33 protein-coding genes are annotated in these 19,746 nt (G+C 59.4%); 18 read left to right on the top strand and 15 right to left on the bottom strand.

Annotated elements, in window-relative coordinates; genetic code table 11:
• Window positions 1-3 precede the first annotated feature (3 nt).
• From F3K02_RS09265 to F3K02_RS09205, 13 genes are read right to left on the bottom strand one after another with little or no spacing between them, the layout of a single operon-like run.
• Window positions 4-693, bottom strand: a complete 690-nt coding sequence (locus F3K02_RS09265) for a phiTE_015 family protein (RefSeq protein ID WP_177135275.1) — start codon at window positions 691-693, stop codon at window positions 4-6.
• Window positions 690-1,247, bottom strand: a complete 558-nt coding sequence (locus F3K02_RS09260; protein WP_177135274.1) for a hypothetical protein — start codon at window positions 1,245-1,247, stop codon at window positions 690-692. The genes F3K02_RS09265 and F3K02_RS09260 overlap by 4 nt, the downstream gene beginning before the upstream one ends.
• A complete protein-coding gene (locus F3K02_RS09255) occupies window positions 1,244-1,897 on the bottom strand; it encodes a hypothetical protein (protein ID WP_177135273.1) in 654 nt (217 codons plus the stop codon). The genes F3K02_RS09260 and F3K02_RS09255 overlap by 4 nt, the downstream gene beginning before the upstream one ends.
• Complete coding sequence (locus F3K02_RS09250; RefSeq protein WP_177135272.1) at window positions 1,894-3,825, bottom strand: YqaJ viral recombinase family protein; 1,932 nt, start codon at window positions 3,823-3,825, stop codon at window positions 1,894-1,896. The genes F3K02_RS09255 and F3K02_RS09250 overlap by 4 nt, the downstream gene beginning before the upstream one ends.
• Before the next feature lie 20 nt (window positions 3,826-3,845).
• The gene (locus F3K02_RS09245) at window positions 3,846-4,664 is read right to left on the bottom strand and encodes a hypothetical protein (RefSeq protein ID WP_177135271.1); all 819 of its coding nucleotides are present in this window, start codon (window positions 4,662-4,664) and stop codon (window positions 3,846-3,848) included.
• 3 nt (window positions 4,665-4,667) lie between these two features.
• On the bottom strand, window positions 4,668-5,519 hold the full coding sequence (locus F3K02_RS09240) for a recombinase RecT (protein WP_246309255.1): 852 nt from the start codon (window positions 5,517-5,519) through the stop codon (window positions 4,668-4,670).
• A gap of 58 nt (window positions 5,520-5,577) precedes the next feature.
• The gene (locus F3K02_RS09235) at window positions 5,578-5,955 is read right to left on the bottom strand and encodes a beta-sandwich lipoprotein (RefSeq protein ID WP_177135270.1); all 378 of its coding nucleotides are present in this window, start codon (window positions 5,953-5,955) and stop codon (window positions 5,578-5,580) included.
• A gap of 8 nt (window positions 5,956-5,963) precedes the next feature.
• Window positions 5,964-6,146: a hypothetical protein gene (locus tag F3K02_RS09230; protein WP_177135269.1), complete on the bottom strand. Its 183-nt coding sequence runs from the start codon at window positions 6,144-6,146 to the stop codon at window positions 5,964-5,966.
• A gap of 7 nt (window positions 6,147-6,153) precedes the next feature.
• On the bottom strand, window positions 6,154-6,480 hold the full coding sequence (locus F3K02_RS09225) for a hypothetical protein (RefSeq protein WP_177135268.1): 327 nt from the start codon (window positions 6,478-6,480) through the stop codon (window positions 6,154-6,156).
• On the bottom strand, window positions 6,477-6,641 hold the full coding sequence (locus tag F3K02_RS09220; RefSeq protein ID WP_177135267.1) for a hypothetical protein: 165 nt from the start codon (window positions 6,639-6,641) through the stop codon (window positions 6,477-6,479). The genes F3K02_RS09225 and F3K02_RS09220 overlap by 4 nt, the downstream gene beginning before the upstream one ends.
• A complete protein-coding gene (locus tag F3K02_RS09215) occupies window positions 6,641-6,901 on the bottom strand; it encodes a hypothetical protein (protein WP_177135266.1) in 261 nt (86 codons plus the stop codon). The genes F3K02_RS09220 and F3K02_RS09215 overlap by 1 nt, the downstream gene beginning before the upstream one ends.
• A gap of 1 nt (window position 6,902) precedes the next feature.
• Window positions 6,903-7,334 (bottom strand): hypothetical protein, encoded by a 432-nt coding sequence (locus tag F3K02_RS09210; protein ID WP_177135265.1) that lies wholly within the window; start codon window positions 7,332-7,334, stop codon window positions 6,903-6,905.
• Window positions 7,334-7,750, bottom strand: a complete 417-nt coding sequence (locus tag F3K02_RS09205; protein WP_177135264.1) for a hypothetical protein — start codon at window positions 7,748-7,750, stop codon at window positions 7,334-7,336. The genes F3K02_RS09210 and F3K02_RS09205 overlap by 1 nt, the downstream gene beginning before the upstream one ends.
• Before the next feature lie 193 nt (window positions 7,751-7,943).
• Between F3K02_RS09205 and F3K02_RS09200 the strand changes: the two genes are divergently transcribed.
• Window positions 7,944-8,132, top strand: a complete 189-nt coding sequence (locus F3K02_RS09200) for a hypothetical protein (RefSeq protein WP_177135263.1) — start codon at window positions 7,944-7,946, stop codon at window positions 8,130-8,132.
• A gap of 782 nt (window positions 8,133-8,914) precedes the next feature.
• On the opposite strand, the gene F3K02_RS09195 is transcribed toward F3K02_RS09200, so the two are convergent.
• Together F3K02_RS09195 and F3K02_RS09190 are read right to left on the bottom strand one after the other, a co-directional pair.
• Window positions 8,915-9,325 carry a hypothetical protein gene (locus F3K02_RS09195; RefSeq protein ID WP_218179378.1) on the bottom strand — a complete coding sequence of 137 codons (411 nt, stop codon included), beginning with the start codon at window positions 9,323-9,325 and terminating at the stop codon, window positions 8,915-8,917.
• 407 nt (window positions 9,326-9,732) lie between these two features.
• Window positions 9,733-10,446 carry a LexA family protein gene (locus tag F3K02_RS09190; protein WP_246309254.1) on the bottom strand — a complete coding sequence of 238 codons (714 nt, stop codon included), beginning with the start codon at window positions 10,444-10,446 and terminating at the stop codon, window positions 9,733-9,735.
• 70 nt (window positions 10,447-10,516) lie between these two features.
• On the opposite strand from F3K02_RS09190, the gene F3K02_RS09185 reads away from it, so the two are divergent.
• The 17 genes from F3K02_RS09185 to F3K02_RS09100 all read left to right on the top strand — a co-directional run bounded on the left by F3K02_RS09185 (window position 10,517) and on the right by F3K02_RS09100 (window position 19,734).
• Complete coding sequence (locus F3K02_RS09185) at window positions 10,517-10,744, top strand: hypothetical protein (protein ID WP_177135261.1); 228 nt, start codon at window positions 10,517-10,519, stop codon at window positions 10,742-10,744.
• A gap of 211 nt (window positions 10,745-10,955) precedes the next feature.
• Window positions 10,956-11,345, top strand: a complete 390-nt coding sequence (locus F3K02_RS09180; protein WP_177135260.1) for a hypothetical protein — start codon at window positions 10,956-10,958, stop codon at window positions 11,343-11,345.
• Window positions 11,342-11,647, top strand: coding sequence for a hypothetical protein (locus F3K02_RS09175; protein ID WP_177135259.1), 306 nt, complete (start codon window positions 11,342-11,344; stop codon window positions 11,645-11,647). Before F3K02_RS09180 ends, F3K02_RS09175 begins: the two co-directional genes overlap by 4 nt.
• Complete coding sequence (locus F3K02_RS09170) at window positions 11,644-11,892, top strand: hypothetical protein (RefSeq protein WP_177135258.1); 249 nt, start codon at window positions 11,644-11,646, stop codon at window positions 11,890-11,892. Before F3K02_RS09175 ends, F3K02_RS09170 begins: the two co-directional genes overlap by 4 nt.
• The gene (locus F3K02_RS09165) at window positions 11,882-12,718 is read left to right on the top strand and encodes a helix-turn-helix domain-containing protein (RefSeq protein ID WP_177135257.1); all 837 of its coding nucleotides are present in this window, start codon (window positions 11,882-11,884) and stop codon (window positions 12,716-12,718) included. Before F3K02_RS09170 ends, F3K02_RS09165 begins: the two co-directional genes overlap by 11 nt.
• Window positions 12,702-13,508, top strand: coding sequence for an ATP-binding protein (locus F3K02_RS09160; protein WP_177135256.1), 807 nt, complete (start codon window positions 12,702-12,704; stop codon window positions 13,506-13,508). The genes F3K02_RS09165 and F3K02_RS09160 overlap by 17 nt, the downstream gene beginning before the upstream one ends.
• Window positions 13,505-13,648 (top strand): hypothetical protein, encoded by a 144-nt coding sequence (locus tag F3K02_RS09155; RefSeq protein ID WP_177135255.1) that lies wholly within the window; start codon window positions 13,505-13,507, stop codon window positions 13,646-13,648. Before F3K02_RS09160 ends, F3K02_RS09155 begins: the two co-directional genes overlap by 4 nt.
• Window positions 13,649-13,682: 34 nt before the next feature.
• Window positions 13,683-14,312 carry a hypothetical protein gene (locus F3K02_RS09150; protein ID WP_177135254.1) on the top strand — a complete coding sequence of 210 codons (630 nt, stop codon included), beginning with the start codon at window positions 13,683-13,685 and terminating at the stop codon, window positions 14,310-14,312.
• 3 nt (window positions 14,313-14,315) lie between these two features.
• Window positions 14,316-14,807, top strand: a complete 492-nt coding sequence (locus F3K02_RS09145) for a RuvC family protein (protein WP_177135253.1) — start codon at window positions 14,316-14,318, stop codon at window positions 14,805-14,807.
• Entirely contained in the window at window positions 14,804-15,025 is a 222-nt protein-coding gene (locus F3K02_RS09140; RefSeq protein WP_177135252.1) for a hypothetical protein, read from the top strand. Before F3K02_RS09145 ends, F3K02_RS09140 begins: the two co-directional genes overlap by 4 nt.
• 227 nt (window positions 15,026-15,252) lie before the next feature.
• Window positions 15,253-16,653 carry an SNF2-related protein gene (locus F3K02_RS09130; protein ID WP_177135250.1) on the top strand — a complete coding sequence of 467 codons (1,401 nt, stop codon included), beginning with the start codon at window positions 15,253-15,255 and terminating at the stop codon, window positions 16,651-16,653.
• Window positions 16,650-17,558: a DNA-methyltransferase gene (locus tag F3K02_RS09125; RefSeq protein WP_177135249.1), complete on the top strand. Its 909-nt coding sequence runs from the start codon at window positions 16,650-16,652 to the stop codon at window positions 17,556-17,558. The genes F3K02_RS09130 and F3K02_RS09125 overlap by 4 nt, the downstream gene beginning before the upstream one ends.
• On the top strand, window positions 17,555-18,040 hold the full coding sequence (locus F3K02_RS09120; RefSeq protein WP_177135248.1) for a recombination protein NinB: 486 nt from the start codon (window positions 17,555-17,557) through the stop codon (window positions 18,038-18,040). Before F3K02_RS09125 ends, F3K02_RS09120 begins: the two co-directional genes overlap by 4 nt.
• The gene (locus F3K02_RS09115) at window positions 18,037-18,315 is read left to right on the top strand and encodes a Ref family recombination enhancement nuclease (RefSeq protein WP_177135247.1); all 279 of its coding nucleotides are present in this window, start codon (window positions 18,037-18,039) and stop codon (window positions 18,313-18,315) included. Before F3K02_RS09120 ends, F3K02_RS09115 begins: the two co-directional genes overlap by 4 nt.
• Entirely contained in the window at window positions 18,312-18,662 is a 351-nt protein-coding gene (locus F3K02_RS09110; protein ID WP_177135246.1) for a ParB N-terminal domain-containing protein, read from the top strand. Before F3K02_RS09115 ends, F3K02_RS09110 begins: the two co-directional genes overlap by 4 nt.
• Window positions 18,659-19,204 carry a hypothetical protein gene (locus F3K02_RS09105; protein ID WP_177135245.1) on the top strand — a complete coding sequence of 182 codons (546 nt, stop codon included), beginning with the start codon at window positions 18,659-18,661 and terminating at the stop codon, window positions 19,202-19,204. Before F3K02_RS09110 ends, F3K02_RS09105 begins: the two co-directional genes overlap by 4 nt.
• Complete coding sequence (locus tag F3K02_RS09100; protein ID WP_177135244.1) at window positions 19,204-19,734, top strand: hypothetical protein; 531 nt, start codon at window positions 19,204-19,206, stop codon at window positions 19,732-19,734. The genes F3K02_RS09105 and F3K02_RS09100 overlap by 1 nt, the downstream gene beginning before the upstream one ends.
• The last annotated feature ends 12 nt before the right edge of the window (window positions 19,735-19,746 follow it).

Below are 19,746 nucleotides of genomic sequence, written 5' to 3'. Positions count from 1 at the left end.
TGCTCATTGGTTGTCCTTATGTTGGTTGGTTGGCGGTGGCGGGAGTGGCATCCAGTGGGTGTATGGAGGTGTGTAGCTCACGCCATGGCCGCCGATGATTTCTACGTGTTCGGCGTGCTCATGCCAGCCCATCCAGCACCCGTCTTCTTTGTAATCAAACTCGCGCATCGGAGCGCCATCGGAATCGATCCAGAAAACCATGACCGGCTCTGTCATGTCGTCTGGCGCTGTCTCAATCGGGTGCCACTCTCTCGCTTGCACTGGCTGTGCCAACTTTTCCAAAATCAACGATTGCAGTTCAGGACTTCCGTACTGGCTCGCCTGCACTGGCTGCGCCACTTGTTGCGGCTGGGGTGCTGCTGCGAGAGCGTCCCGCAATGCGGCAAGGTGTCGAGCCTTCACCTGAGAGCAGGCATTTGATGGGATGTCTCTCACCTTGCTGCTGGCGCTCAGACAGCCACCGAGCGCGAAGTCCGCATGTTCAATTAGTCGACGGGCGCACTCCACGATTCGAGCATCCGGCACCGCTGGCGTGTTGGCTTCGATAGCTGCGCGGGCTTGCCATGTGACCCATGCGGATTGAGCCGCTGCAAGCTTGTACCCATCGCCGATGCGCTCAACTGCGGCAGGCCACTTGCCTTGATCGCCGTACCACGCTTCAAATTCCTCGCGCTCTTTCAGGTTGTCGATCACAGTTGCTCTCCTTGTGCTTTGGCAATCGCTGCGAGTGACGATTCCATGGCGTCGCTGGCCTTCACATACCAAACCGTGGGGCCAAGCTGAACGCCACGGCTCAAGTTGCTGAGTCCGGCTGCGGTAATCACGCCGGTCAGGTCTTTCAGCGCCTCCAGCAGTTCCGCATTGATTGCGGACAGGCGGGCGACCTCTGCTTTTGCCTCAATCTTTCGTCGCTCGACTGCTGCAGCAACTGCGGCTGTGCTGATGACGCGCGCCTCAAGGGCCAGCTGTGCATCTTCGGCCTCAAGCGTCACCCTTGCCGTGAATGGTTGTTCAATGCCATCAACAAAGAACGCACGCTTCCACTCGGCCAGCTGCGCTGCAATCTCAAGGCGGCGCATCTTGATGTCCTGCGCTCGAAATTCTGGCGATTGTTCTGCGCTCATATTCATTCCCTCGTATACCCGGTGGTCGGGTGTGTCGTTTCCCTTGCTGATGACGTACGGCATCGCTGCCATCGGGGTGCCGTCCCACAGGTGGGGCTGCGGCGCTGGTTGAATGGCGTTCATGCCACCTCCGTTCGCTTGAATTCCACGCACCACACCCAGGGGTTTGAATCCCAGCTTCCGGCGCCATTGATGGAGTTCCACAACAGTGCGTAAGCGGCCCTCGCCGTGGTTCCCGCACCACTGATTCCAGGCACCGAAAACCAGCCTGTTGTTGGCTGCTGGTGGATTCCTTCCGCCTTGGCGTCGGCCTCGCTGATGTCCTGCAGGCGATCCACGCGCACGCCAGTCAATTCCAGCGTGATTCGACACGCGGCGCGCGGCATGAAGATGGCCGGCCGTTTCCAGTACATTGGCTCAACACCACCGCGGCGTTTGATGAACGCCTTGGTGTCGCTGACGCCATCGGCAGCGTAGAGGTAGGACTGGCCGCACTCCAGCGTCATGTCGATGAAGTGCCACTCGTCGCGGCCCTTCTTGGCGCTGAATCGCGTCTCCCAGCGGCCCCAGGCGAAGAAGGTTTCGCGCACCCACAGGTGATCTCCGGGCTGTCCGTATGGACAGCGGATCGCGTTGTCGGGTTCGCGGAGGCCTTGGTGTTCGTCCATCCACGCGAGGTCGCTCGGCTTCACCACGCGGCGCGTCTGGGTCTTCGTTCCGCTCAGCAATGCGAGAACCATGGGCTTGCTGAACAGGATGGGGCGTTCTTTCATGCAGCCTCCGTAGCGCAAGCAGCCAGGACGTGCGCGCTGATAGCCCCGCAGATCGCAGGCAGATCGCATTCCCTGTAAAACCGCGAAGCCTTCACCTGCTCGACCGGATCAAAGCCCAGCGTTGACAGGCCGGCGACGTTGATGCTGACCGGGGCAAGGCGGTCGTTCAGTTGGCCGAGCGTTAGGCGGGTGCCGTTGTCTTCGCTTTTCACGAAACGGACGGCCGGGTCAATGTGGCCGACTTCCCCATGAATCAGCTTGACTCCGGCAACAGGGGTCCCTACGGCTGATAACTCGGCGTACAAGTCCGGCTCAGGGTGCACAAACGTAACTTGTACATCTTCCACCTCGGCGAACGCGGTGATGCGCTGCATCGGCTTTGCCTGCTCTTCACGGATGCGCGCGGCGCTCACAGCTTCGGCTTGCTCACGGGAGATGCGGTCGGCCTCCACCTGCGCAGCATGGGCGCGCTCGCGCTCCAGCCGGTCGGCATCTGCCTTTTCCGCTGCCGCCTTGGCCGCTGCCTCACGCTCCAACCGTGCCGCTTCCTCTGCCCGGATGCGCTCGCGCTGCGCTTCTTCCTTGGCCTTCTCGGCGGCCTGGTGCTCAGCAATGCGCGACTTCACCAGCAAACGCAGATCGTCCGCGGCCTTGCCAATCAGCGCCAGGCGGTCATTGAACAGGAACTCGTAACCGGCGCCATCGTCGGCCAGGATGCGCAGGCTTTCACGGATCTTGCGCGCCGACTCATCGGCCTTCATCTTGGCTGCTGCCAGCGCCGTGTCCACAGCGTTCTGAATGCTGGTGAACGTCCGCAGGTTCTTGATGGCGCCACCAAAGTCTGGCTTTCCCAACACAATCCAAGGACCACCAGTGTCGCGGATCAGTTCGGACTCGTGCTTTTCGTAGGCCGCAATACCACCGGCCACAATCTCAGCCTTGCGCTCGGCCTTGCGTGCGTCCATGGCTTTGGTGAACTGGATGCGCGTCTTGTCCAGTTCGGACATGAGGCGGTCAAGCGTTCCCACGGCGGTGTTCACGTCGCCGGTTGCAGACATGAGGTTTGACTTTAGGCCGTCCAGCGTGGTCTTGCTGCTGACGCACCATTTGACGGCAGCATCAGCGTCTTCAAAGTCCTGATCGGTCTTCAGCTCATGGTCGCGCACCGTCTGGATGTAGACCAATGCAGCGGATTCCCATTCCTTGATGTTCGATTCAAGTACCAGTTCACCCTTCACGGAAGACCGCAGGGCCGGCAGTTGGTCAGGCGTGCGGCCAACTGGTTTGATTGGCTCTGCGGCTGCGGGTGTGAAGTCGATCAGGTCCTTGGCGAACTGAGCCCAGCCGGCGACGATCTTGGCGCGCAGATAGGAATCCGATGCGTACCAGCAGTGGCGCTCTTCGACCAGCGTTTCGCCTTGCCAATTCGACGCCATGAACAGCACGCGATCTGCACCAGAAACGGCCATCTGCTGTTCCATCTGAACGCGGTAGGTCAACGGAAGATGGTTTCCTGCTGAGTTGATGATGCTTTCAACGTCCGACCGGTCGTATTGCCCGAACCAGACGATCAGTTCGGTGTTCAGAGTTTTGTGCTCAAAAGCCGTCATTCCGTCCAGCGTCAGGCCGTCGAAGCTGGCCGACAAATCGCCGCGCGATCCGGTCACCGGGTATAGGTCGTCGCTGATGATCTTCTCTGCCAGCGGGCGGGCCAGGGCCTCGAAGCGGTGGCCATCATCGAAACGGCGCTGCGTCCCCGCGTCCACTTCGGCGCTGATGCCGGTCTTCATGCGGGTCAGCAGTTCGGTGCGGGTCTGGTACGGGCTGCAGCCCATCATGGCTGGGGCGTCAGATGCGTTGAAATGCGTGCTGCGGTGCTGGTGCCATTCAGGCGAACCCTGTGCGAAGTCGTGAAAGGTCATGTTCATGGTGTTCTCCGGTGTGTGGTTCAGGCGGTGGCTGCGAGTTGTTGCTTGAGCGCTTCGATCTGCTTCGACTTCTCGGCAATCTCGCGCTCAACCATGGCGACTCGGGCGGCGGCAACTGAGTCGATCAACTCTTGCGGAACTTCGACACCGTGGGCTTTTGCAAACTTGATGAGTTCGCTGGTGTTGCGACGATCCTTGTCGTCCTTGGCCATCTGGGCCGCTATTTCTGCCAGGATGATCGCCACGGCCTTTGCCTTTGCATCCTCTTCACCGCAGCAGGGAAATACGCGCTCAGTCCTGTCGTTGGTGTAGCGGCTTTCCCATTTTTTGTTGTAGTAGATGGACCACTTGATTTGCTTGTTCCAGCCCATGAACGGATGGAGTGTCAGTAGCCCATAACCGTTGTTGGATGGGTAGCTTTCCAGCGTGTCAGAGACCGGGATGATTTCCACGCCGAACCCGTATTCCTTGACCGCAACGTAGTGCGTGATTTCACCGGCCAGATAGCGGTCCAGAAGTTCAAGAGCGCCGTGCTGCTTGATGCGGGCCAGACGATCTTTCTCGCTCTTGTTGAACTCGTTGATCTGGTCACGAATTGCGGACACTTGCACGTTGAGGTCGTGCAGTCGCTTTTCAGCTGCTGCCGTCTCGGCATCCAGCTTCGGCGCTGGCGGTGTGCGGAAGACCGTGCGCCACGTTTCAACGTCGCCTTCGTGCGATCCATCGTCGTCTTCAAAGATTGGACGGACCAGATGCTCTCCGCAACTTGATGCGACAAGAATTGCCTCTTGCCCGTGCTGGTTGTAGACCGTATCCCCACGGTTCAATGTGTTGCTCATCGGTCAGCCCTCCAGTCCAGCCAGGAACTCGGCGTGCGCTTCCTGTTCGGCGGCGCTCATGGCCGGTTCAGCGGGCACCTCGTTCTTGATCGGCGCATCGGTCACGTCCTGCGACTTCGCAAGATCGCGGATGCCCTGTTTCTGGGCTTCGGACAGCACGCCCTTGGTTCCCACCATGGCGATCAGTTCATCCGGCGTCTTGCGGCCTGACTTCACGATGCCGGCCCACTGCGGCAGGTTCTTTGTGAAGTCGGCTTGCGCGTAGGCGGGCAGTGTGGGGCGCTCGGGCTGCTTCTGCTGGGTGATTTCTCCGGTCGTTGCGTCAATGGAGCCGGCGTCGATGATCCGGTGAGCTTCGTCCTCGTCGTAGATGCCGGCGAAACCGAAGGCGATGCGGGCGCCTTGGATCAGGGTCTTGTGGCGCAAGAAGCGCTTTGTGTGGCTCTGCCAAGGGCCGTCATAAGCGTTCTGGCCGCGAGGCGCCTGGTACACCTCGTCAAGATACTCACGAACCACGGTCGGGCGGTCGCGGTCCTTGCGGTAGATCACAACTTCGCACCAGGCCGGGCAAGGCTTGCCGCGCGGCATGGTCACGATTTCATCCGAGTACCGAAACTCCAGTCCGTTGAAGGCGGGGTTCTCGTTGATGATGCGCGACCAGCCATCGACCGACACCACCGGGACAATGGCGCCCTTGTCGGCAAAAGCAAAAAGCTCCTTCGTAAAAGGATTCAATCGGTACTGTTCTGCCACGATCAGCAGAGCCTCCATCTGGGCGTCGGTAACGATGTCGTTCCCGCGCTGTCGGAAGCAAGTCAGCTTGAGGGTTTCGACAAGGCTGGTGCCGTCGCCCATGTCCAGGCGCTTGGCCAGCTTGTGCGTGAGGGTTAAAAGTGCGTTGCTCATGTGGTTCTCACTTGCGGATTTCGATGTCAGGAATGATGGCCAGTGGCTTGAAGACGACGCGGTACTGATACGGGCTTGCCGCAACACCGTCGATCTGCTCAACGAAATACGTCACGTTGTCGGACAGGCCGAGGAAGTTCTTTTTGTATTCAGTCGGAGCGGTCTTGCACGTCACCGTCAGCGTCCGCGCCGGGTCTTGGTTTCCCAGTGAGCACAAGCCCTGAATGGTCAGCATGTACTCGCCCGTGATGCCGTTGTAGAAGACGATGCGGCGCGTGACCTCGAACATGTCGGCAGCCTTCGACAGGTTGCGGCTTGCCACATCGGCGTCATTGCAGGCGGTCAGCAGCGCGGCGGCGCAGAGAATGGTTGCGGTTGTTTTCATGGCTTGAATCACTTGTTGATTGCGATAACGAAAGCGATCACTGCAATGACCAAAAACAGGCCGACATAAAAAGGCGCAAGCACCCACCACCACGACCAATCAATGAACCCAGTCAGCTTGAGTCCGATAAACAGCAGGCCAAGCAGGCTCAAAAACGAGACGCCGGAAGATGAAGAAGAGTTCGTGCTCATGTGGTCCTCAGATGGAAGAAACGTAGAAAGTGCAGGCCAGAGCCAGCATTGCGGCGATGACCAGGGCGGCAGTTTTGAGCCGTTCAGCGCCGCTGATCACGGACTTGACGGGCTCGATCATTTCGATGGGCATATCGCACTTGAGCTGCGAGTCGAGGAACTTGGCGTCGATGACGGGAAGGTTCAGAACTGCAGCTTTCAGCTCGCACTCGCCGATGCAATCCACCGCTGCGGCACAGGTCCCGTGACCGCACTCGTGGGCCTCCCATCGGGCTGCACCGATCAGGCGCGCTGCCGATGCAGGGCCTTCGCTGATTCGTTGGGTGTTGTTCATGACAGTCCTTTCAGGTCATCAAGTTGGTCGTAGAGGTTGCACAGGCGCAGGACGATTTCCGGCACGTCGGCATGGCATGGGTCTATCTGCTGCAGGGCCAGTTCGTAGAACCAGATTCGTGCGCGCAGCAGGTGTTCTGTGAAGAGGTTTGCCAGGGCCATCACGTACCGCCTTTCTCTGCGGCTTCGATGGCGTCACGAAGGAATTGGTCATGCTCACGGCCCTTGAGCGCGACCAGGGCTTGTTTGCAAGCCTTCAGCAGATCGTCACGCTGCGCCTTGAGCGAAACCACTTTGTCCCACAGCACTTGGTGGCACAGATCGGCCTCGCGCATGTCGCCTTCTTCGTTGATGACGGGAACGCCGCCAGCGTCTTGCACCTCGAATCCGAGGTGGCCCATCCAGTTGAATGGCTTGCTCATTTCAAAACCCCCACTCAGTTGAAAGGTGCACCACAGCAGACCCTTTCGGGTACGCCTTTGGCAGCAGGGAAACACGCATCGATGCGCGATCAGTGACGGCCGCTGCAACGCTGACCGATGCCATCGGCGACACGCTGCGCGAGTACCCGGTGATGCCGCCGACCATGACGGCGGCAGACAATCCGTTCCAGCGCTGCGACTCCATGACGTAGGCCGCGTAAACGCTCTGCCGGCGCTCGCTGTTGCGCAGGGTGCCCAGAACAAGACCGGAATCCCAGCGGGCGTACACACCGGGGTTGATGTCGTTCCAAGTACCGGACTCGCGGGCCGTGAAGTGGTGGCTTCCGATGTGCAGGCCCATCGTGGAAGGCGTGAGGCCCTCGGCTTGAGCGCTGGTGCAGATCAGGGCAGCGATGACGATGGCCAACTTCATCACTCCACCCCGCTGTTGTGAAACGCGAAGCTGCGGCCCATGCGCTCGATCAGGCCGCGCGCCATCGATGGGGTGTTCACCAGATCAGCGCTGTACGCGACGTTCAGCAAGAGCTGCATCGCCTCGCACATCGTTGGGCCATCGGGGTAGTCCAGCGACTCGACCATGACTTCGTGCAGGGCCTGCTGGCGCTGAGGAAGGTTCTTCGCTGACCAGTCCAAGCCCAAGGCCATGCGCTGCTCGTTGTCGACCACCTGGCCAGCCCACGGCGCCAATGCGTTGGCATCGACCTTCTTGCAGGCCTTGAGAAAGTCACCAGCCAGATCGGCCTCGGACTCGATCTGTGCGTCTGATGCCTCATAGAGCGCGTCGCAGTGACGCATCGCATCGAGCACGGGATTGCTGCTGTAGCTCATCTTGTTTCACCCCTTGTCGGTCTGCTGCGGGATGCAGCATCTGGGAACCGATGGGGAGAATATTAGCCTGAGCTACCAAACAAGTCAATAGCCCAAGCTAACAAAATTCAGTAAAATATTCTGAAGCTACAAACGGTCATCCAGACCGGACGCAAAAAAGCCCGCGCACGGCGGGCTCAAACTGGAGAGGGTGATGAAGCTACTGGACCGACTTGTGTTTTCAGATCTGTTGCTGGACTTGGCAGCGGCGCCGGCATGGCCTTACAACTGGCTCATGCGCAAGCGCATGGAGTTCATTTGCCGAAGCGGTGTTGATCGACCCGGCGTGGAAGACCGAGCCGAGCTTCAATGGAAACTCAAGGCGTCATCTGCGACGAGATGATGTTCAATGAACTATGAGCGGGCCGTGGATTGCACCACGACCCGCCATAGCCAGGTGAGGGGCTACACCGATAGAAGCAGGATGGCTATCAACACTCGTCCGAGTGAGAGAGCTTGCTTTACGGTGATCCTCACCACCAGTGAAAACTCCAACATGGGACTATCCTTGATGGAGCGGCCACTGAGGCCCCAGCGACCGCCGAATGACGGACGTTGGCTTGCCGGTTACGAGGGCGGGGTTTGCCTAGCTAGCTTGCCCAGTACTCTTGGCCGGCGATCCGTGGGATAGCGACTCCCACGGCGCTCCCCCTGCCGCCGGCTTGCAAGCACTGGCGGATATCGCTCCGCCAATCGGTTGCGGCAGGGGGTGCGAAGGCTTTACGTGTTGGATTTGTTCAATACCTCAAGGAACTCAGATGCAAGAGCGTCAAAGGCGTCCAGGGCCTCGCCAGCCCACAGATCAGACTCCACCGGAGTCATCTCTGGAAACACTGTCATGGCCACCTCTGAGCGTTGCCGCGATAGATGCAATTCCAGTGACCTCAGCTGCTCGGATCGCCCAGATGCTCCGGGAGGCAGCAGCAAGCCTCGGACAAGCTCGGCCGACCAAAGGGCCAGCAGGCGACCTGCCCAAGCCTTAGCGTTGGCGCGAATCTCTTGGTTCTTCTCAGGTGTCATGCCGTCACCCAGTCTTTGAAAGCGAGTGCAGCGCCAATCACGGCAGCGCACATGAAGGCCCACGGCAGGGCGCGACGCATGAGGCGGTGCATGATGCGTTCTATTTCAGAGCCCTTTTCCGCGATTTTTCAGATACTTTTCAGCGTATAGGCTGCATATTGCCTCTGCATTTACAGACGCAATATTTCCAGCATCAAAAATGAAATCGCTTTCATATTTAAACTCTCCGTCTAGATTTAACGTGATAAGTTTTCCTTTCTGCCTGTAGCAGTCTTCCGTTTTGACGTACCACTGATAAATATCAATACTTGATGATTTGTGATCTGTTAACTTTCCAGTCACAACAGCAATTTCATCACCATTTTTATTAGATCGAACTTCGAAAGAGTCTCTCAAAATAAAGAACTCTGATGTACCAGTCAAGTTTCCTGAGATTTTTTCCCAAGCGTTCTGCGGAAGGCATATCGCTGGAGAAAGCGCAAAAAGCAGGGTGGTTAAGTGGCGAATATTCATCATGATGATCGACTTCAATAGCATCCAGTTCTATCGCAAATCCTGGTGAAGCTGTTTCCATTGCTGTCAGTCCCATAGGTGGTGCTACCTCTTGGGGTGCGGTGCGTCTGGGCGTTCCATGAGTTGCCGTCTGAGTCAGTTCCGTAGGTGCTGGACGTGTTCCCACTGCGGTACGTCTGAGAGTTCCATGTGCTACCCGTCTCGGCATTGCTCCCCTGAACATAGGTGCTGTTTCTGGATTTGTTGATCGTGTAGTTGTTTCCGCTGTCGTCGGTGCATGTACGGAATGATCCTGTTCCGTAGCAATCGGCATGGGCACTAAATGCCGCGAATATAAAGGCGGCAATGACGTACTTTTTCATGATAACTCCCTGGTTTCGGCGAAGAATCGGGCGCCGACTTCCCGTTTTTCACGGCAGCGATCCAATAGAGGCGTCAACCACCACGCCGCACCACACGTCGCCCGGCTGAAGAGCCAAATACTTGAGTTCTCGCGGCCAGTCTGGATTGATGGCCTCAAGGAACGGAACGCCTTCAAAAATCACGTACTTCTTGAAGGTAGCCTCCTTCGTAGACTCGCGGCGCACGATCACGAATTGACCAGGCACGGGGTCCATGTCTGGGTTGACATGCAAGATCATTCCCTCTGGGAACGAGTACCTGCCGCCCGGGTTTTCCATTGACCTTCCATACACGCGAAGCATGTAGCCGTGGCGCCCAAGGTTCTTTGTGGACATGAATTTTTCATCTGACTCTCCCGGATGGAAGTTGTCGCAAAGCTCCGCCCAAGATCCGGCAACCACATCCGATATCAATGGGTAAGGCCCATTTTGTTTCGGTCCGTCCGATACGTTCTCATATGGCCCACCAAGACGAGTGCCTTCAGGCAAAGCCATCTTCGGCATGGCCCCTTCCGCAAGCCAGGCGGGTGAAATTTCTGGCCTCCATCTGGCGCAGATCAACTCAGCATCCGACCTGCTGATGGTCGTCACCTTGTCCGGGTTGTTGATCCATGCAGAAACGGTCGGCCTGCTCTTGTGACAGAGCCTAGCTATCTCAGCTTGAAGCCCGCGTGCTGATGTGTCTCCCAGCACCTCGGCCATTCGTTCTTGCAGTGTCGGCATAAGTCTAGCCTAACAGCACCAATGTTAGTCTAGGCTTGCGCAAAACGTTTGCTTGGGCTAACATAGCCGCATGAACACGAATGCAGCAAAGATCATCGACGCCCTTGGCGGTACCGCCGAAGCAGCACGGCTTTTTGAAGTGCGCATGCCATCTGTCAGTGCGTGGCGGTACCACGGAATCCCCAAGCCACGAATGATGTTCCTCCAGGTCGCAAAGCCAGAGGCGCTTGAGGGCGTCGATGTGGTTGCAGCTACCGCTCTTTCGAATCAGCAGCCCGCGATCAAGACCGAGGTCTGACCCGTGTTTTTCGCCCACCGCCGCATAGCCGTATCCGGCCGGCACGAGCAACGTCTCCCGCTTTCCTCCCTGGCGTGGCAGGCAGTGAGTGCCGGTGGTGGGCTTTTTCTTCATGTGACTGATGGCGTGGTTCGTTTCCATGCCAACAGTCTCTTTTTTTGCCTGTTGGGTGTCATTCCCAACGGTTCCCAATTTTTAGGAGTGCAGAGGAATGGGTGAAGACCAGTCTCTGAATGCAGCGCTGATCTCTGTCGTTAAGGACCTTGGCGGCAGCAAGGTTGTGGCGCACAAGCTCTGGCCCGAGAAGATGGTGGACGCCGCCCAGCGGCACCTGCTGGCGTGCCTGAACGAGGACAAGCCCGAGCGCTTGAGTCCAGATCATCTGATGCTGCTTCTGCGCATGGCGCGCGACCAAGGGCATCACGGCGCGTTCTTCTTCATGTGCTCCATGCTGGGCTATTCGGAGCCCCAGCCGATCAACCCGAAGGACGAGCTTGCCGAGCTGCTGCGCGAGTATCTGGCAGCAAAGAAGCAGGACGGAGAAAGCGCCTCGCGCATCGAGCGGGCGATTGCCAGTTTGAAGATGGGGGTCTCGGCATGACCTCCGTCTACTGGCCAGATACCAAGATCATCAAGTCCACCAACAACGCCTTCACCCAGGCGCGCGCATCGCTGTTTGCGAACGATCCTGGCGAAGTTGGAAAGGCCACGCTGGCACGCAAGCAGGCCGCTGCAGATCACTCCAAGGAAGCCCAGAAGGCGCGCGGTACCGGATTCGGCCACGCCACCCTCAAGGGCCTGTCCAAGCGCGGCAAGAAGCTGCTGAACAACGCACCGCAGTCGATCACCATCGGCCCGCGTGGAAGCAGCCGCGGCGACCAGATCAAAAGGGGTGGCATATGACACCCGCATACACCCCAGACGAGCTGGAAGCCGCCATCCGAGCGGCAGGCGCTCAAGTCGAGGCACACCAGAACGCTGGTCACCGCCAGAAGGCCCGCGAGGCTTTCGATGATGTCCGCCGCCTGGTGGCGCTGCGGTCGCCTGAGATGGTCGAGGCGATGGAGCGATCCCGTGATCTGCAGCAATTGGACCGCATTGAAGAGCAGCGCGAAGACGCCTATCAGGAGTCGCTGCGTGAGCTTTGATGCGATTCGTTGGGCGCTTTCCCAGCCAATTCCAAAGTCGTCAACCAAGTTTGTTTTGGTGGCGATGGCTGATTGCGTGAATGTGGATGGCGAGCAAATGCTTTGCTGGCCTTCCACAAAGCATATATCCGATGTGACAGCCCAGGATAGAAAAACGGTTCTTGAAAACATCAAACGACTGCGCGATCTTGGATTCCTTGAGCAGCAAAAAGAACGCCGAGGGATGACAGGCCAGGTGTTTGTCTATGAGTTAAAGACTCCCAAAAACGGGACTGTTAAAGCCGATCAAGCGGTACCGGAAACGGACGAAAACAGTCCCGAAAACGGCACCAGCAGCAGTACCAAAAACGGGACTGTTTCAGAAATTCAAACAGTACCGAATTTGGACATGAAGAGTACCGAAAACGGACATGAAGAGTCCCAAAAACGGAATGAAACAGTCCCGAAAACGGGACACGGAACCAGTAAAGAACCAGTAAAGAACCTAGAAGGAACCAGTAATAAGGGATCGCGTTCGCGACCCTTCGATGCTGGATTGATTGAACTTCCTGAGTGGCTGGATCGGGAGACATGGGGACGTTGGGTCCGTGACCGGAAAACCCGGAACAAGCCGATCACCGAAGAGGCCGCAAAGCTGCAGGTCAAAAAGTTGGGCGAACACCTGGCCGCTGGATTCACGCCGGAAACCGTGATCGACACCGCCATTGAAAACGGATGGCAAGGGCTTTGGGAGCCGAAAAACAAACCCCGCACAGCAACCCGTCACGCCGGATTCGCCGGCAAGAACTACCGAGAAGGAGCGAGCACCGATGGAAGCCTCATCTGATTCCAAAATTTCTGGATTGATTCCGGTCGCAATTGATCCGAAAACGATCAATTGCCAAATCCATGGCGAGTACATCGCAACCGGTTTGCGACTGCGAGGTGGCCGTGAGGTCTGGTCTCAATGTCCTGGGTGCGCAGAACAGGAAAAGGCGGACCGGTTGGCGGCTGAGCAGCGCGACCGGAACATCATGGAAAACATGCGCCGCGCCGATGTGATACGGCAGTCTCGCCTTCCTGTTCGCCTAGAGCCGTGCAGCTTTGCGAACTACATCGCCTCCACCGACCAGCAGAAGCACGCGATGCAGGTCTCCATGGACTTCGCGGCCGACTTTGATCGCCACATGGTGAGCGGTGAAACGCTGATCTTTGCAGGCCTTCCAGGAACCGGGAAGGGGCACCTGGCCGCAGCCGTGATGAACAAGCTGATGCCCGCCAAGCTTCCGATCTACACGACCTGTCTCGACCTGATTCGTTCGGTGCGCGATACGTGGCGCAAGGACTCCCCGGTCAGTGAGACGGATGTGCTTTCCGAGTACGAGCGTGTCGCCCTGCTGATCGTGGATGAAATCGGCGTTCAGTACGGGACGGACGGTGAGCAGACGATCCTGTTTGACGTGATCGATCGGCGCTATCGGCAAATGAAGCCCAGCATCTTCATCACAAACCAAGACCGCGCCGGCTTCACCCAGTACATCGGAGAGCGCGCCTATGACCGCATGCGCCAGACGGCGCGCTGGGTGGCCTTCGACTGGGAAAGCTATCGGCCACAGGCCCGCAGGAGTGCGTCATGAGCATGCTGCGCACGAACAACCCGCGCGCCAGCCTGGCGCACCGAATCCTTGACGAGATCCGAGCTGGCATCTGGCACAGCGCGCGGTCTGTCAACTGGGCGCTTGCCGTTCTTGGCGAGCCGATCAACGAGTTCGCCTGACTACACCACCAACCCACCTGAGAAAGAGCCAACCATGTTTTCCCTCCTGAAGCCGACCTACGTCACCCTGAGCAACCTGAACACCCGTGTCGAGAAACACGGCGACGACAGCGTGAGCGCCATCGACTTGTCGATCAACTACGACGCGCCGAACACCATCCTTGACGACTTCCAGCCCGGGCTGCTGGATGCCTTTTACAAAGCCGCCGAAGCCGGCGACGACAGCCAGGCCACGATGGACGGCTTCGAAATCAGCGCCAAGCCGCTGCTGCGCTTCAACAACCTGGGCGCGCAGAAGCTGGGCACCGAAATGGTCGGCCACCGCTTCGCCGTCGAATACGGCATCGACGAAGAAGTCGGCATCGTGCTGCCGGCCGTCAACGTGGGCAAGTTCTCGCTGGAGCTGAAGGAAGGCGGCACCGTTTCCATGAAGTTCCGCGTGCAGGCCAACAGCGGCTTGACGGAACAGATCATCGGGAAGCTGGCCATGCTGATCAGCCAGGAAGTGCGTGTGACGCTGACGCCGCCCGAGGTGAAGGCCGAGGTGGAAGAAGAGCCCAGCCTGATCCTGCCCGGCATGGACGAGGAAGACAAGGAACTGACCGCCGAAGACATCTTCACGGCCGGCGTGGTGCCCGGTACCGAAGCTGCAGCGGTGCACTGAGCCATGGCGATCTTCTGCGCGATCGATCCCGGCATCTCTGGTGCCATCGCGGCCATTGGCCCGAACGGCGCCAGCGTGGCCGACATCCCGACGCTGGAGATTGCTGGCTCTGGCCGCACCAAGCGAATCATTCACGGCTACGCGCTGGCTGTTCTCCTGCGAAAGATGATCCCTGCCGAAGAGTCGGCCATCGTGGTGCTGGAGGACGTGCACGCCATGCCATCGAACAAGTCTGGCAGCGGCGCGAACACCAGCCTCATGCACAGCAAGGGCGTGATCGAGGGCGTGCTGTCTGTGCTTCGCATGGATGTGAAGCTGGTCAACGCGCAGCGCTGGAAGCGCATGTATGGCCTTGACGCCGACAAAGCCAAGGCACTGACGCTGGCCCGCTCACTGTACCCGGCGATTGCAGCAAGCCATCTGAGCCGCCAAAAGGACAACGGCCGGGCAGACGCCCTGCTCATGGCGCATTACGGGAAGGCGAAATTCGCATGACGCAGTTCCTCATGGCCAGCTTCGGCCTCACGTCCATCTGGTTCGCCATGGGCCGCAATCTCACGCTGCGCAAGTGGGCGCCGATTGTGGGCCTCGCAGGACAGCCGTTCTGGTTTGTTTTCGCGCTGGACGCTGGCGCATGGGGCCTGATGGTTCTGGTTGCCGCCTACACGCTGGTCTACCTGCGCGGCGCGCTGATTCAGTGGGGTGTTGCATGACCATCTGCGCCGCCTGCCACAGACCCCTGAAGAAGCCAGCCGTCAAGCACGGCCACGCGGCATATGGCCCGGTGTGCGCTGCCAAGTGGGGCCTCATGCCAGGCGCAAAGCAGGCAGCGCCAGCGCGCGACGACAAGACCGCCGACCTTTTCGACGCCACAAAAAACGAAACCTGTCTGCGCGAACAGACAGGCCTCTGACCCCAGTCATCAACAAAGGAAACGACTATGGCTGAAACGATTATCGACTACGGCGGATTCGTCCGTCAAAAGCTCACATCAACGCCACCCGTTGGCATCACGCACGACGTTGACCTGATCGACGGACTGTTCCCGCATCAGGTGGCGCTCGTCCGCTGGGCGCTGCGCCGTGGCCGCTGCGCGATCTTTGCTGATACCGGTCTTGGAAAGACCCGTATGCAAGTCGCATGGGCTGACGTGGTGTGCCGAGAGACTTCCGGCGACATTCTGATCCTGGCCCCGTTGGCAGTGGCGCAACAGACGGTTGCTGAAGCTGCGGCATGTGGCGTGACGATCACGCACGCTCACGATGCGGATGATGTGAAGCCAGGCATCAACATCACGAACTATGACCGGCTGCACAAGTTCGATGCATCGCGGTTCGTGGGTGTCGTTCTGGACGAATCCAGCGTCATCAAGCACCACACCAGCAAGACCCTGCAGGCGCTGCTGGACGCATTCAGCCGCACGCCTTACCGGCTGTGCGCCACGGCCACTCCGGCGCCGAACGACTGGACCGAGCTTGGAACGCATGCCGAGTTCCTGGGCATCCGCTCGCGCGCCGAGATGTTGGCAGAGTTCTTCGTCCATGACGGCGGCGACACCCAGACATGGCGCGTCAAGGGCCACGCCCGGCAAATCTTCTGGCGCTGGGTGGCTTCGTGGGGCGTGATGCTGCGCAGCCCTTCCGATCTGGGTTATGACGCATCGGCCTACAACCTGCCGCCGCTGACCGTGCATCAGCACACCGTCGAGAGCGAGCACAGCCAGGAAGAAACCGGGTTCCTGTTCGCCATGAAGGCCAATGACCTGATGGAGCGCCGCAGCGCCCGCAAGGCCAGCATTGAAGAGCGCGTAAAAGCCTGCGCTGCCATGGTCAACGCCAGCACCGAGCCATGGGTTATCTGGTGCGACCTGAATGCCGAGGGCGAAGCACTGCGCGCAGCCATCCCTGACGCCGTGGAGATTCGCGGCGCCGACGACGAACAGACCAAGGAGAAACGCCTGCACGACTTCGCCGAAGGACGCACCCGAGTGCTGGTCACAAAGGCGTCTATCGCCGGATGGGGCTTGAACTGGCAGCACTGCCGAAACGTGGCTTTCGTCGGCGTGACGGACTCGTGGGAGGCCTATTACCAGGCCGTGCGCCGCTGCTACCGCTTCGGCCAAAAACAGGAAGTGCATGTGCACATCTTCGCCAGCGAGCAAGAGGGTTCCATCGTGTCGAACCTCAAGCGCAAGGAAGAGGACGCCAACCAAATGGCCGAAGCCCTGGCGACAGAAGTCCTCGAATCCGTCAAGTCCGAACTGTTTGGCCAGTCCCGCGAGAGCAATGACTACGCCGCGAACACCCCGATCAACGTCCCTTCTTTTCTGGTGGCCGCATGAACTGCATCAATCAAACCAACGGCAAAAACTTCTCCCTGTTCCATGGCGATTGCGTGGAGGTCATGAGTGGCCTGCCTTCTCAGTCGGTGGACTACTCGATCTTCTCGCCGCCTTTCGCCAGCCTGTACACCTACAGCAACAGCCCGCGCGACATGGGCAACGTGCGCAACGATGCCGAGTTCTTTGAGCACTTCGACTTCCTTGTTGCCGAACTGGCGCGCGTGATGAAGCCGGGCCACAACGTCAGCTTCCACTGCATGCTGATGCCGACCAGCAAAGAGCGTGACGGATACATCGGGCTGAAGGACTTCCGCGGCGAACTGATCCGCGCGTTCCAGAAGCACGGTTTCATTTACGCCAGCGAGGTGTGCATCTGGAAAGACCCGGTGACCTCCATGCAGCGCACCAAGGCGCTGGGCCTGCTGCACAAGACCGTCCGCACCAATGCGTGCATGAGCCGCCAGGGCATCCCTGATTACCTCGTGACCATGCGCGCTCCCGGTGAAATGATGGACAAGGTGACGCACACGCCTGAGACCTACCCGGTGGACAAGTGGCAGAAGGTGGCATCACCGGTCTGGATGGACATCAACCCGAACGACACCCTGCAGTTCCGCAGCGCCCGCGAGCACGACGACGAACGCCACATTTGCCCGCTCCAGCTCGAAGTGATCCGGCGCGGAATCGACCTGTGGACGAACCCGGGCGACGTGGTGCTGTCGCCGTTCACGGGCATCGGGTCCGAAGGTTTCGTGGCGCTGGAAATGGGCCGCAAGTTCGTCGGTGCCGAGTTGAAGGACAGCTACTTCAAGCAGGCATCCGCCAACCTGCTGATGGCCGAGAAAGAGCAGGCGCAAGGGCTGTTCGCCCCGGACGAACCCGAAGAACTGAGCGAGGCCGCATGACCACCGGCATCACCATCACCCTGCACAACCCAGTGCAGGCCTACAAGGAAATCAAGGAGGTGGTCTGGCCATGGGCGAAAGCCATGCTGATGGCCGAGCACCGCCTGACCTTGACCGTCAAGCCAGCGAAGCGCACGCAAGAGCACAGCGCCCGCCTGCACGCGATGCTGGGATGGATCAGCAAGAACATCGAATGGGCTGGGTCGAAGCGCGACATCGAGACATGGAAGCGCCTCCTGGTGGCCAGCTGGTGCCGCGCCATCGGTGAGCCCGTGGGATACCTGCCAGCTCTGGACGGCCACGGCATCGACATCGTGTTCCGACGGACATCCGAGCTGACAGGCCGCGAGATGGCCGAGCTGATCGAGTTCGTGTTTTCGTGGGCGGCGCAGCAGGGCTACGAAATCCCCGAAGTGCAGCGCATCGACGGCCAGATGGTCGAGACAACCCGAGCGCCGAAGCGTGAAGAGGTGGCCGCATGACCCGAGCCGAGCACATCCACAAGGGCAAGCTGGCAGAACTCGGTTGCCTGGCCTGCCTGCGCATCCACGGCCCGCACGCACCAGGACCAGTTGAGCTGCACCACTACCGCGGTGGCGGATGGGGCCGCGGCGACTACAAGACCCTTGTTCCGCTCTGCCCGGCCCACCATAGAGGCCCGCTCGGCATCCACGGACTCGGCACCAAAGGTTTCGACAAGCACTACCCATTCACCCAGCGCGACCTGCTGGACGATGCACTGAGGATGACCGCATGAAGATCAAACCCTGGATCGAACCGAAAGACCAGATGTCGCATATCGGAAGGCACCAGTGGAGCGTGCCTCGCTTGTTCGAGCTGTCGAAAGACCTTCCCGTGATGGAAGTTCCGCTCGCTCACCTGAACGTCTGGCACAACTACAACAAGCTGACCATGCGAGAGCTGGTCATGCACATCAAGGCCATCGAAGCCGCCGACTTGGCCATGCCGATCATTCTGGACGAAGACGGCGAAATCATGGATGGCCGGCACCGGATCATGAAGTGCATGTGGAAGGGCCTCCCAACAATCAAGGCGGTCCGGTTCGATGAGAACCCTTCGCCGTGCCGGGTGGATGAAGCATGAGCACACCGAAAAAGAAGGGCCTCATCGGCCCGCCAAAAGACCTCTCGGGCCCGTACCTGCTGCAAGTCATCCGTTCACGAAGCAAAGAGTGCGGAGACTGCTGGGAGTGGGGCGGTTCGTTCACCAGTGGCAGTGTGCCAATGATGTACCACCAGGGAATCCGCCGTCCCGTGCGAGCGCTGATCATGGCTGGTCTGAAAGACAGACCTACGCCACCAGGCCATGTGGCCAGCACATCGTGCGAGAACAGCTGGTGCGTGAACCCCGAGCACGCCAGGAACATCACGAAATCGAAGATGTTGATCCGCACGCGCAAGAACACGAATCAGGAAGCGCGCGCCGCGAAGATATCAGCGACCCAGACAAAGAGGCTCGGAAAACTTGACGACGCCGCGATCATTCGAATCATGGACGGCGAAGAGAAGGGTGTGCACCTTGCGAAGGAACTCGGTGTGGACCAGTCGCTGATTTCCGCCTACCGGCTTGGCAAGGCTGGGCGGTTCCGCAGGGCGAACCCGTTCTCCGGTCTGGGAGCACGTTGATGGGCAAGAAGATGACCGCCTACGCCCGCAAGCGACTGGGCAACCCCACCGCCAGGACATTCAACGGCGCCGAGTTCCTGAACACCCTGCAACGCTGCCGGCCCTACACCGACGAACCGCTTCCCGGTAGCTGGCTCGAAGGAACGCAAGACGCCGCCGACAACGCCCGCAACATCGTGAACCGCGCGCTGGGTGCGCTGGTGAGCCACAAGCTCAAGCCAGAAGAGTCAGCGGAGTTCGATCTATTGGCCCACGCCATCGGGGTAGCCCTGATCCGATCGATCGAAATCGGCGGAGATGATTGCCAGCCAGTGGCTGACTGCCGGGCCGGATCGGAAGCGCTGCGCAGCATCCAGACCCGCCGCAACACGCTGGGTAAATGGGCAACCACCCGACCGGAGCAGCTGGCGCTGGGGGACGCGATCTTGGTCTATGAGGCTATCTTGCAGGCCAGCAGCCCGCAGCAGATGGTTCTGGCGACTCAGGCCCGGATGCGGATTCTTGAAGCCATGCGATCAACCACCCACTGAAATCACAGGAGA

The sequence above is a fragment of the Hydrogenophaga aromaticivorans genome (assembly GCF_013387465.1).
GTDB lineage: Bacteria > Pseudomonadota > Gammaproteobacteria > Burkholderiales > Burkholderiaceae_C > Hydrogenophaga > Hydrogenophaga aromaticivorans.
This window is presented reverse-complemented; position numbering and strand designations above follow the sequence as displayed.

Excerpts from the sequence above, each read along its gene's own strand:
- F3K02_RS09170 (WP_177135258.1), top strand. The coding sequence starts at position 11,644 with ATGACACCCGCATACACCCCAGACGAGCTGGAAGCCGCCATCCGAGCG.
- F3K02_RS09205 (WP_177135264.1), bottom strand. The coding sequence starts at position 7,750 with ATGAGCTACAGCAGCAATCCCGTGCTCGATGCGATGCGTCACTGCGAC.
- F3K02_RS09255 (WP_177135273.1), bottom strand. The coding sequence starts at position 1,897 with ATGAAAGAACGCCCCATCCTGTTCAGCAAGCCCATGGTTCTCGCATTG.
- F3K02_RS09245 (WP_177135271.1), bottom strand. The coding sequence starts at position 4,664 with ATGAGCAACACATTGAACCGTGGGGATACGGTCTACAACCAGCACGGG.
- F3K02_RS09130 (WP_177135250.1), top strand. The coding sequence starts at position 15,253 with ATGGCTGAAACGATTATCGACTACGGCGGATTCGTCCGTCAAAAGCTC.
- F3K02_RS09190 (WP_246309254.1), bottom strand. The coding sequence starts at position 10,446 with ATGCCGACACTGCAAGAACGAATGGCCGAGGTGCTGGGAGACACATCA.
- F3K02_RS09220 (WP_177135267.1), bottom strand. The coding sequence starts at position 6,641 with ATGGCCCTGGCAAACCTCTTCACAGAACACCTGCTGCGCGCACGAATC.
- F3K02_RS09250 (WP_177135272.1), bottom strand. The coding sequence starts at position 3,825 with ATGAACATGACCTTTCACGACTTCGCACAGGGTTCGCCTGAATGGCAC.
- F3K02_RS09120 (WP_177135248.1), top strand. The coding sequence starts at position 17,555 with ATGACCACCGGCATCACCATCACCCTGCACAACCCAGTGCAGGCCTAC.
- F3K02_RS09175 (WP_177135259.1), top strand. The coding sequence starts at position 11,342 with ATGACCTCCGTCTACTGGCCAGATACCAAGATCATCAAGTCCACCAAC.
- F3K02_RS09125 (WP_177135249.1), top strand. The coding sequence starts at position 16,650 with ATGAACTGCATCAATCAAACCAACGGCAAAAACTTCTCCCTGTTCCAT.
- F3K02_RS09185 (WP_177135261.1), top strand. The coding sequence starts at position 10,517 with ATGAACACGAATGCAGCAAAGATCATCGACGCCCTTGGCGGTACCGCC.
- F3K02_RS09140 (WP_177135252.1), top strand. The coding sequence starts at position 14,804 with ATGACGCAGTTCCTCATGGCCAGCTTCGGCCTCACGTCCATCTGGTTC.
- F3K02_RS09160 (WP_177135256.1), top strand. The coding sequence starts at position 12,702 with ATGGAAGCCTCATCTGATTCCAAAATTTCTGGATTGATTCCGGTCGCA.
- F3K02_RS09230 (WP_177135269.1), bottom strand. The coding sequence starts at position 6,146 with ATGAGCACGAACTCTTCTTCATCTTCCGGCGTCTCGTTTTTGAGCCTG.
- F3K02_RS09145 (WP_177135253.1), top strand. The coding sequence starts at position 14,316 with ATGGCGATCTTCTGCGCGATCGATCCCGGCATCTCTGGTGCCATCGCG.
- F3K02_RS09210 (WP_177135265.1), bottom strand. The coding sequence starts at position 7,334 with ATGAAGTTGGCCATCGTCATCGCTGCCCTGATCTGCACCAGCGCTCAA.
- F3K02_RS09100 (WP_177135244.1), top strand. The coding sequence starts at position 19,204 with ATGGGCAAGAAGATGACCGCCTACGCCCGCAAGCGACTGGGCAACCCC.
- F3K02_RS09110 (WP_177135246.1), top strand. The coding sequence starts at position 18,312 with ATGAAGATCAAACCCTGGATCGAACCGAAAGACCAGATGTCGCATATC.
- F3K02_RS09235 (WP_177135270.1), bottom strand. The coding sequence starts at position 5,955 with ATGAAAACAACCGCAACCATTCTCTGCGCCGCCGCGCTGCTGACCGCC.
- F3K02_RS09240 (WP_246309255.1), bottom strand. The coding sequence starts at position 5,519 with ATGGGCGACGGCACCAGCCTTGTCGAAACCCTCAAGCTGACTTGCTTC.
- F3K02_RS09115 (WP_177135247.1), top strand. The coding sequence starts at position 18,037 with ATGACCCGAGCCGAGCACATCCACAAGGGCAAGCTGGCAGAACTCGGT.
- F3K02_RS09105 (WP_177135245.1), top strand. The coding sequence starts at position 18,659 with ATGAGCACACCGAAAAAGAAGGGCCTCATCGGCCCGCCAAAAGACCTC.
- F3K02_RS09150 (WP_177135254.1), top strand. The coding sequence starts at position 13,683 with ATGTTTTCCCTCCTGAAGCCGACCTACGTCACCCTGAGCAACCTGAAC.
- F3K02_RS09260 (WP_177135274.1), bottom strand. The coding sequence starts at position 1,247 with ATGAACGCCATTCAACCAGCGCCGCAGCCCCACCTGTGGGACGGCACC.
- F3K02_RS09195 (WP_218179378.1), bottom strand. The coding sequence starts at position 9,325 with ATGATGAATATTCGCCACTTAACCACCCTGCTTTTTGCGCTTTCTCCA.
- F3K02_RS09200 (WP_177135263.1), top strand. The coding sequence starts at position 7,944 with ATGAAGCTACTGGACCGACTTGTGTTTTCAGATCTGTTGCTGGACTTG.
- F3K02_RS09225 (WP_177135268.1), bottom strand. The coding sequence starts at position 6,480 with ATGAACAACACCCAACGAATCAGCGAAGGCCCTGCATCGGCAGCGCGC.
- F3K02_RS09215 (WP_177135266.1), bottom strand. The coding sequence starts at position 6,901 with ATGAGCAAGCCATTCAACTGGATGGGCCACCTCGGATTCGAGGTGCAA.
- F3K02_RS09180 (WP_177135260.1), top strand. The coding sequence starts at position 10,956 with ATGGGTGAAGACCAGTCTCTGAATGCAGCGCTGATCTCTGTCGTTAAG.
- F3K02_RS09155 (WP_177135255.1), top strand. The coding sequence starts at position 13,505 with ATGAGCATGCTGCGCACGAACAACCCGCGCGCCAGCCTGGCGCACCGA.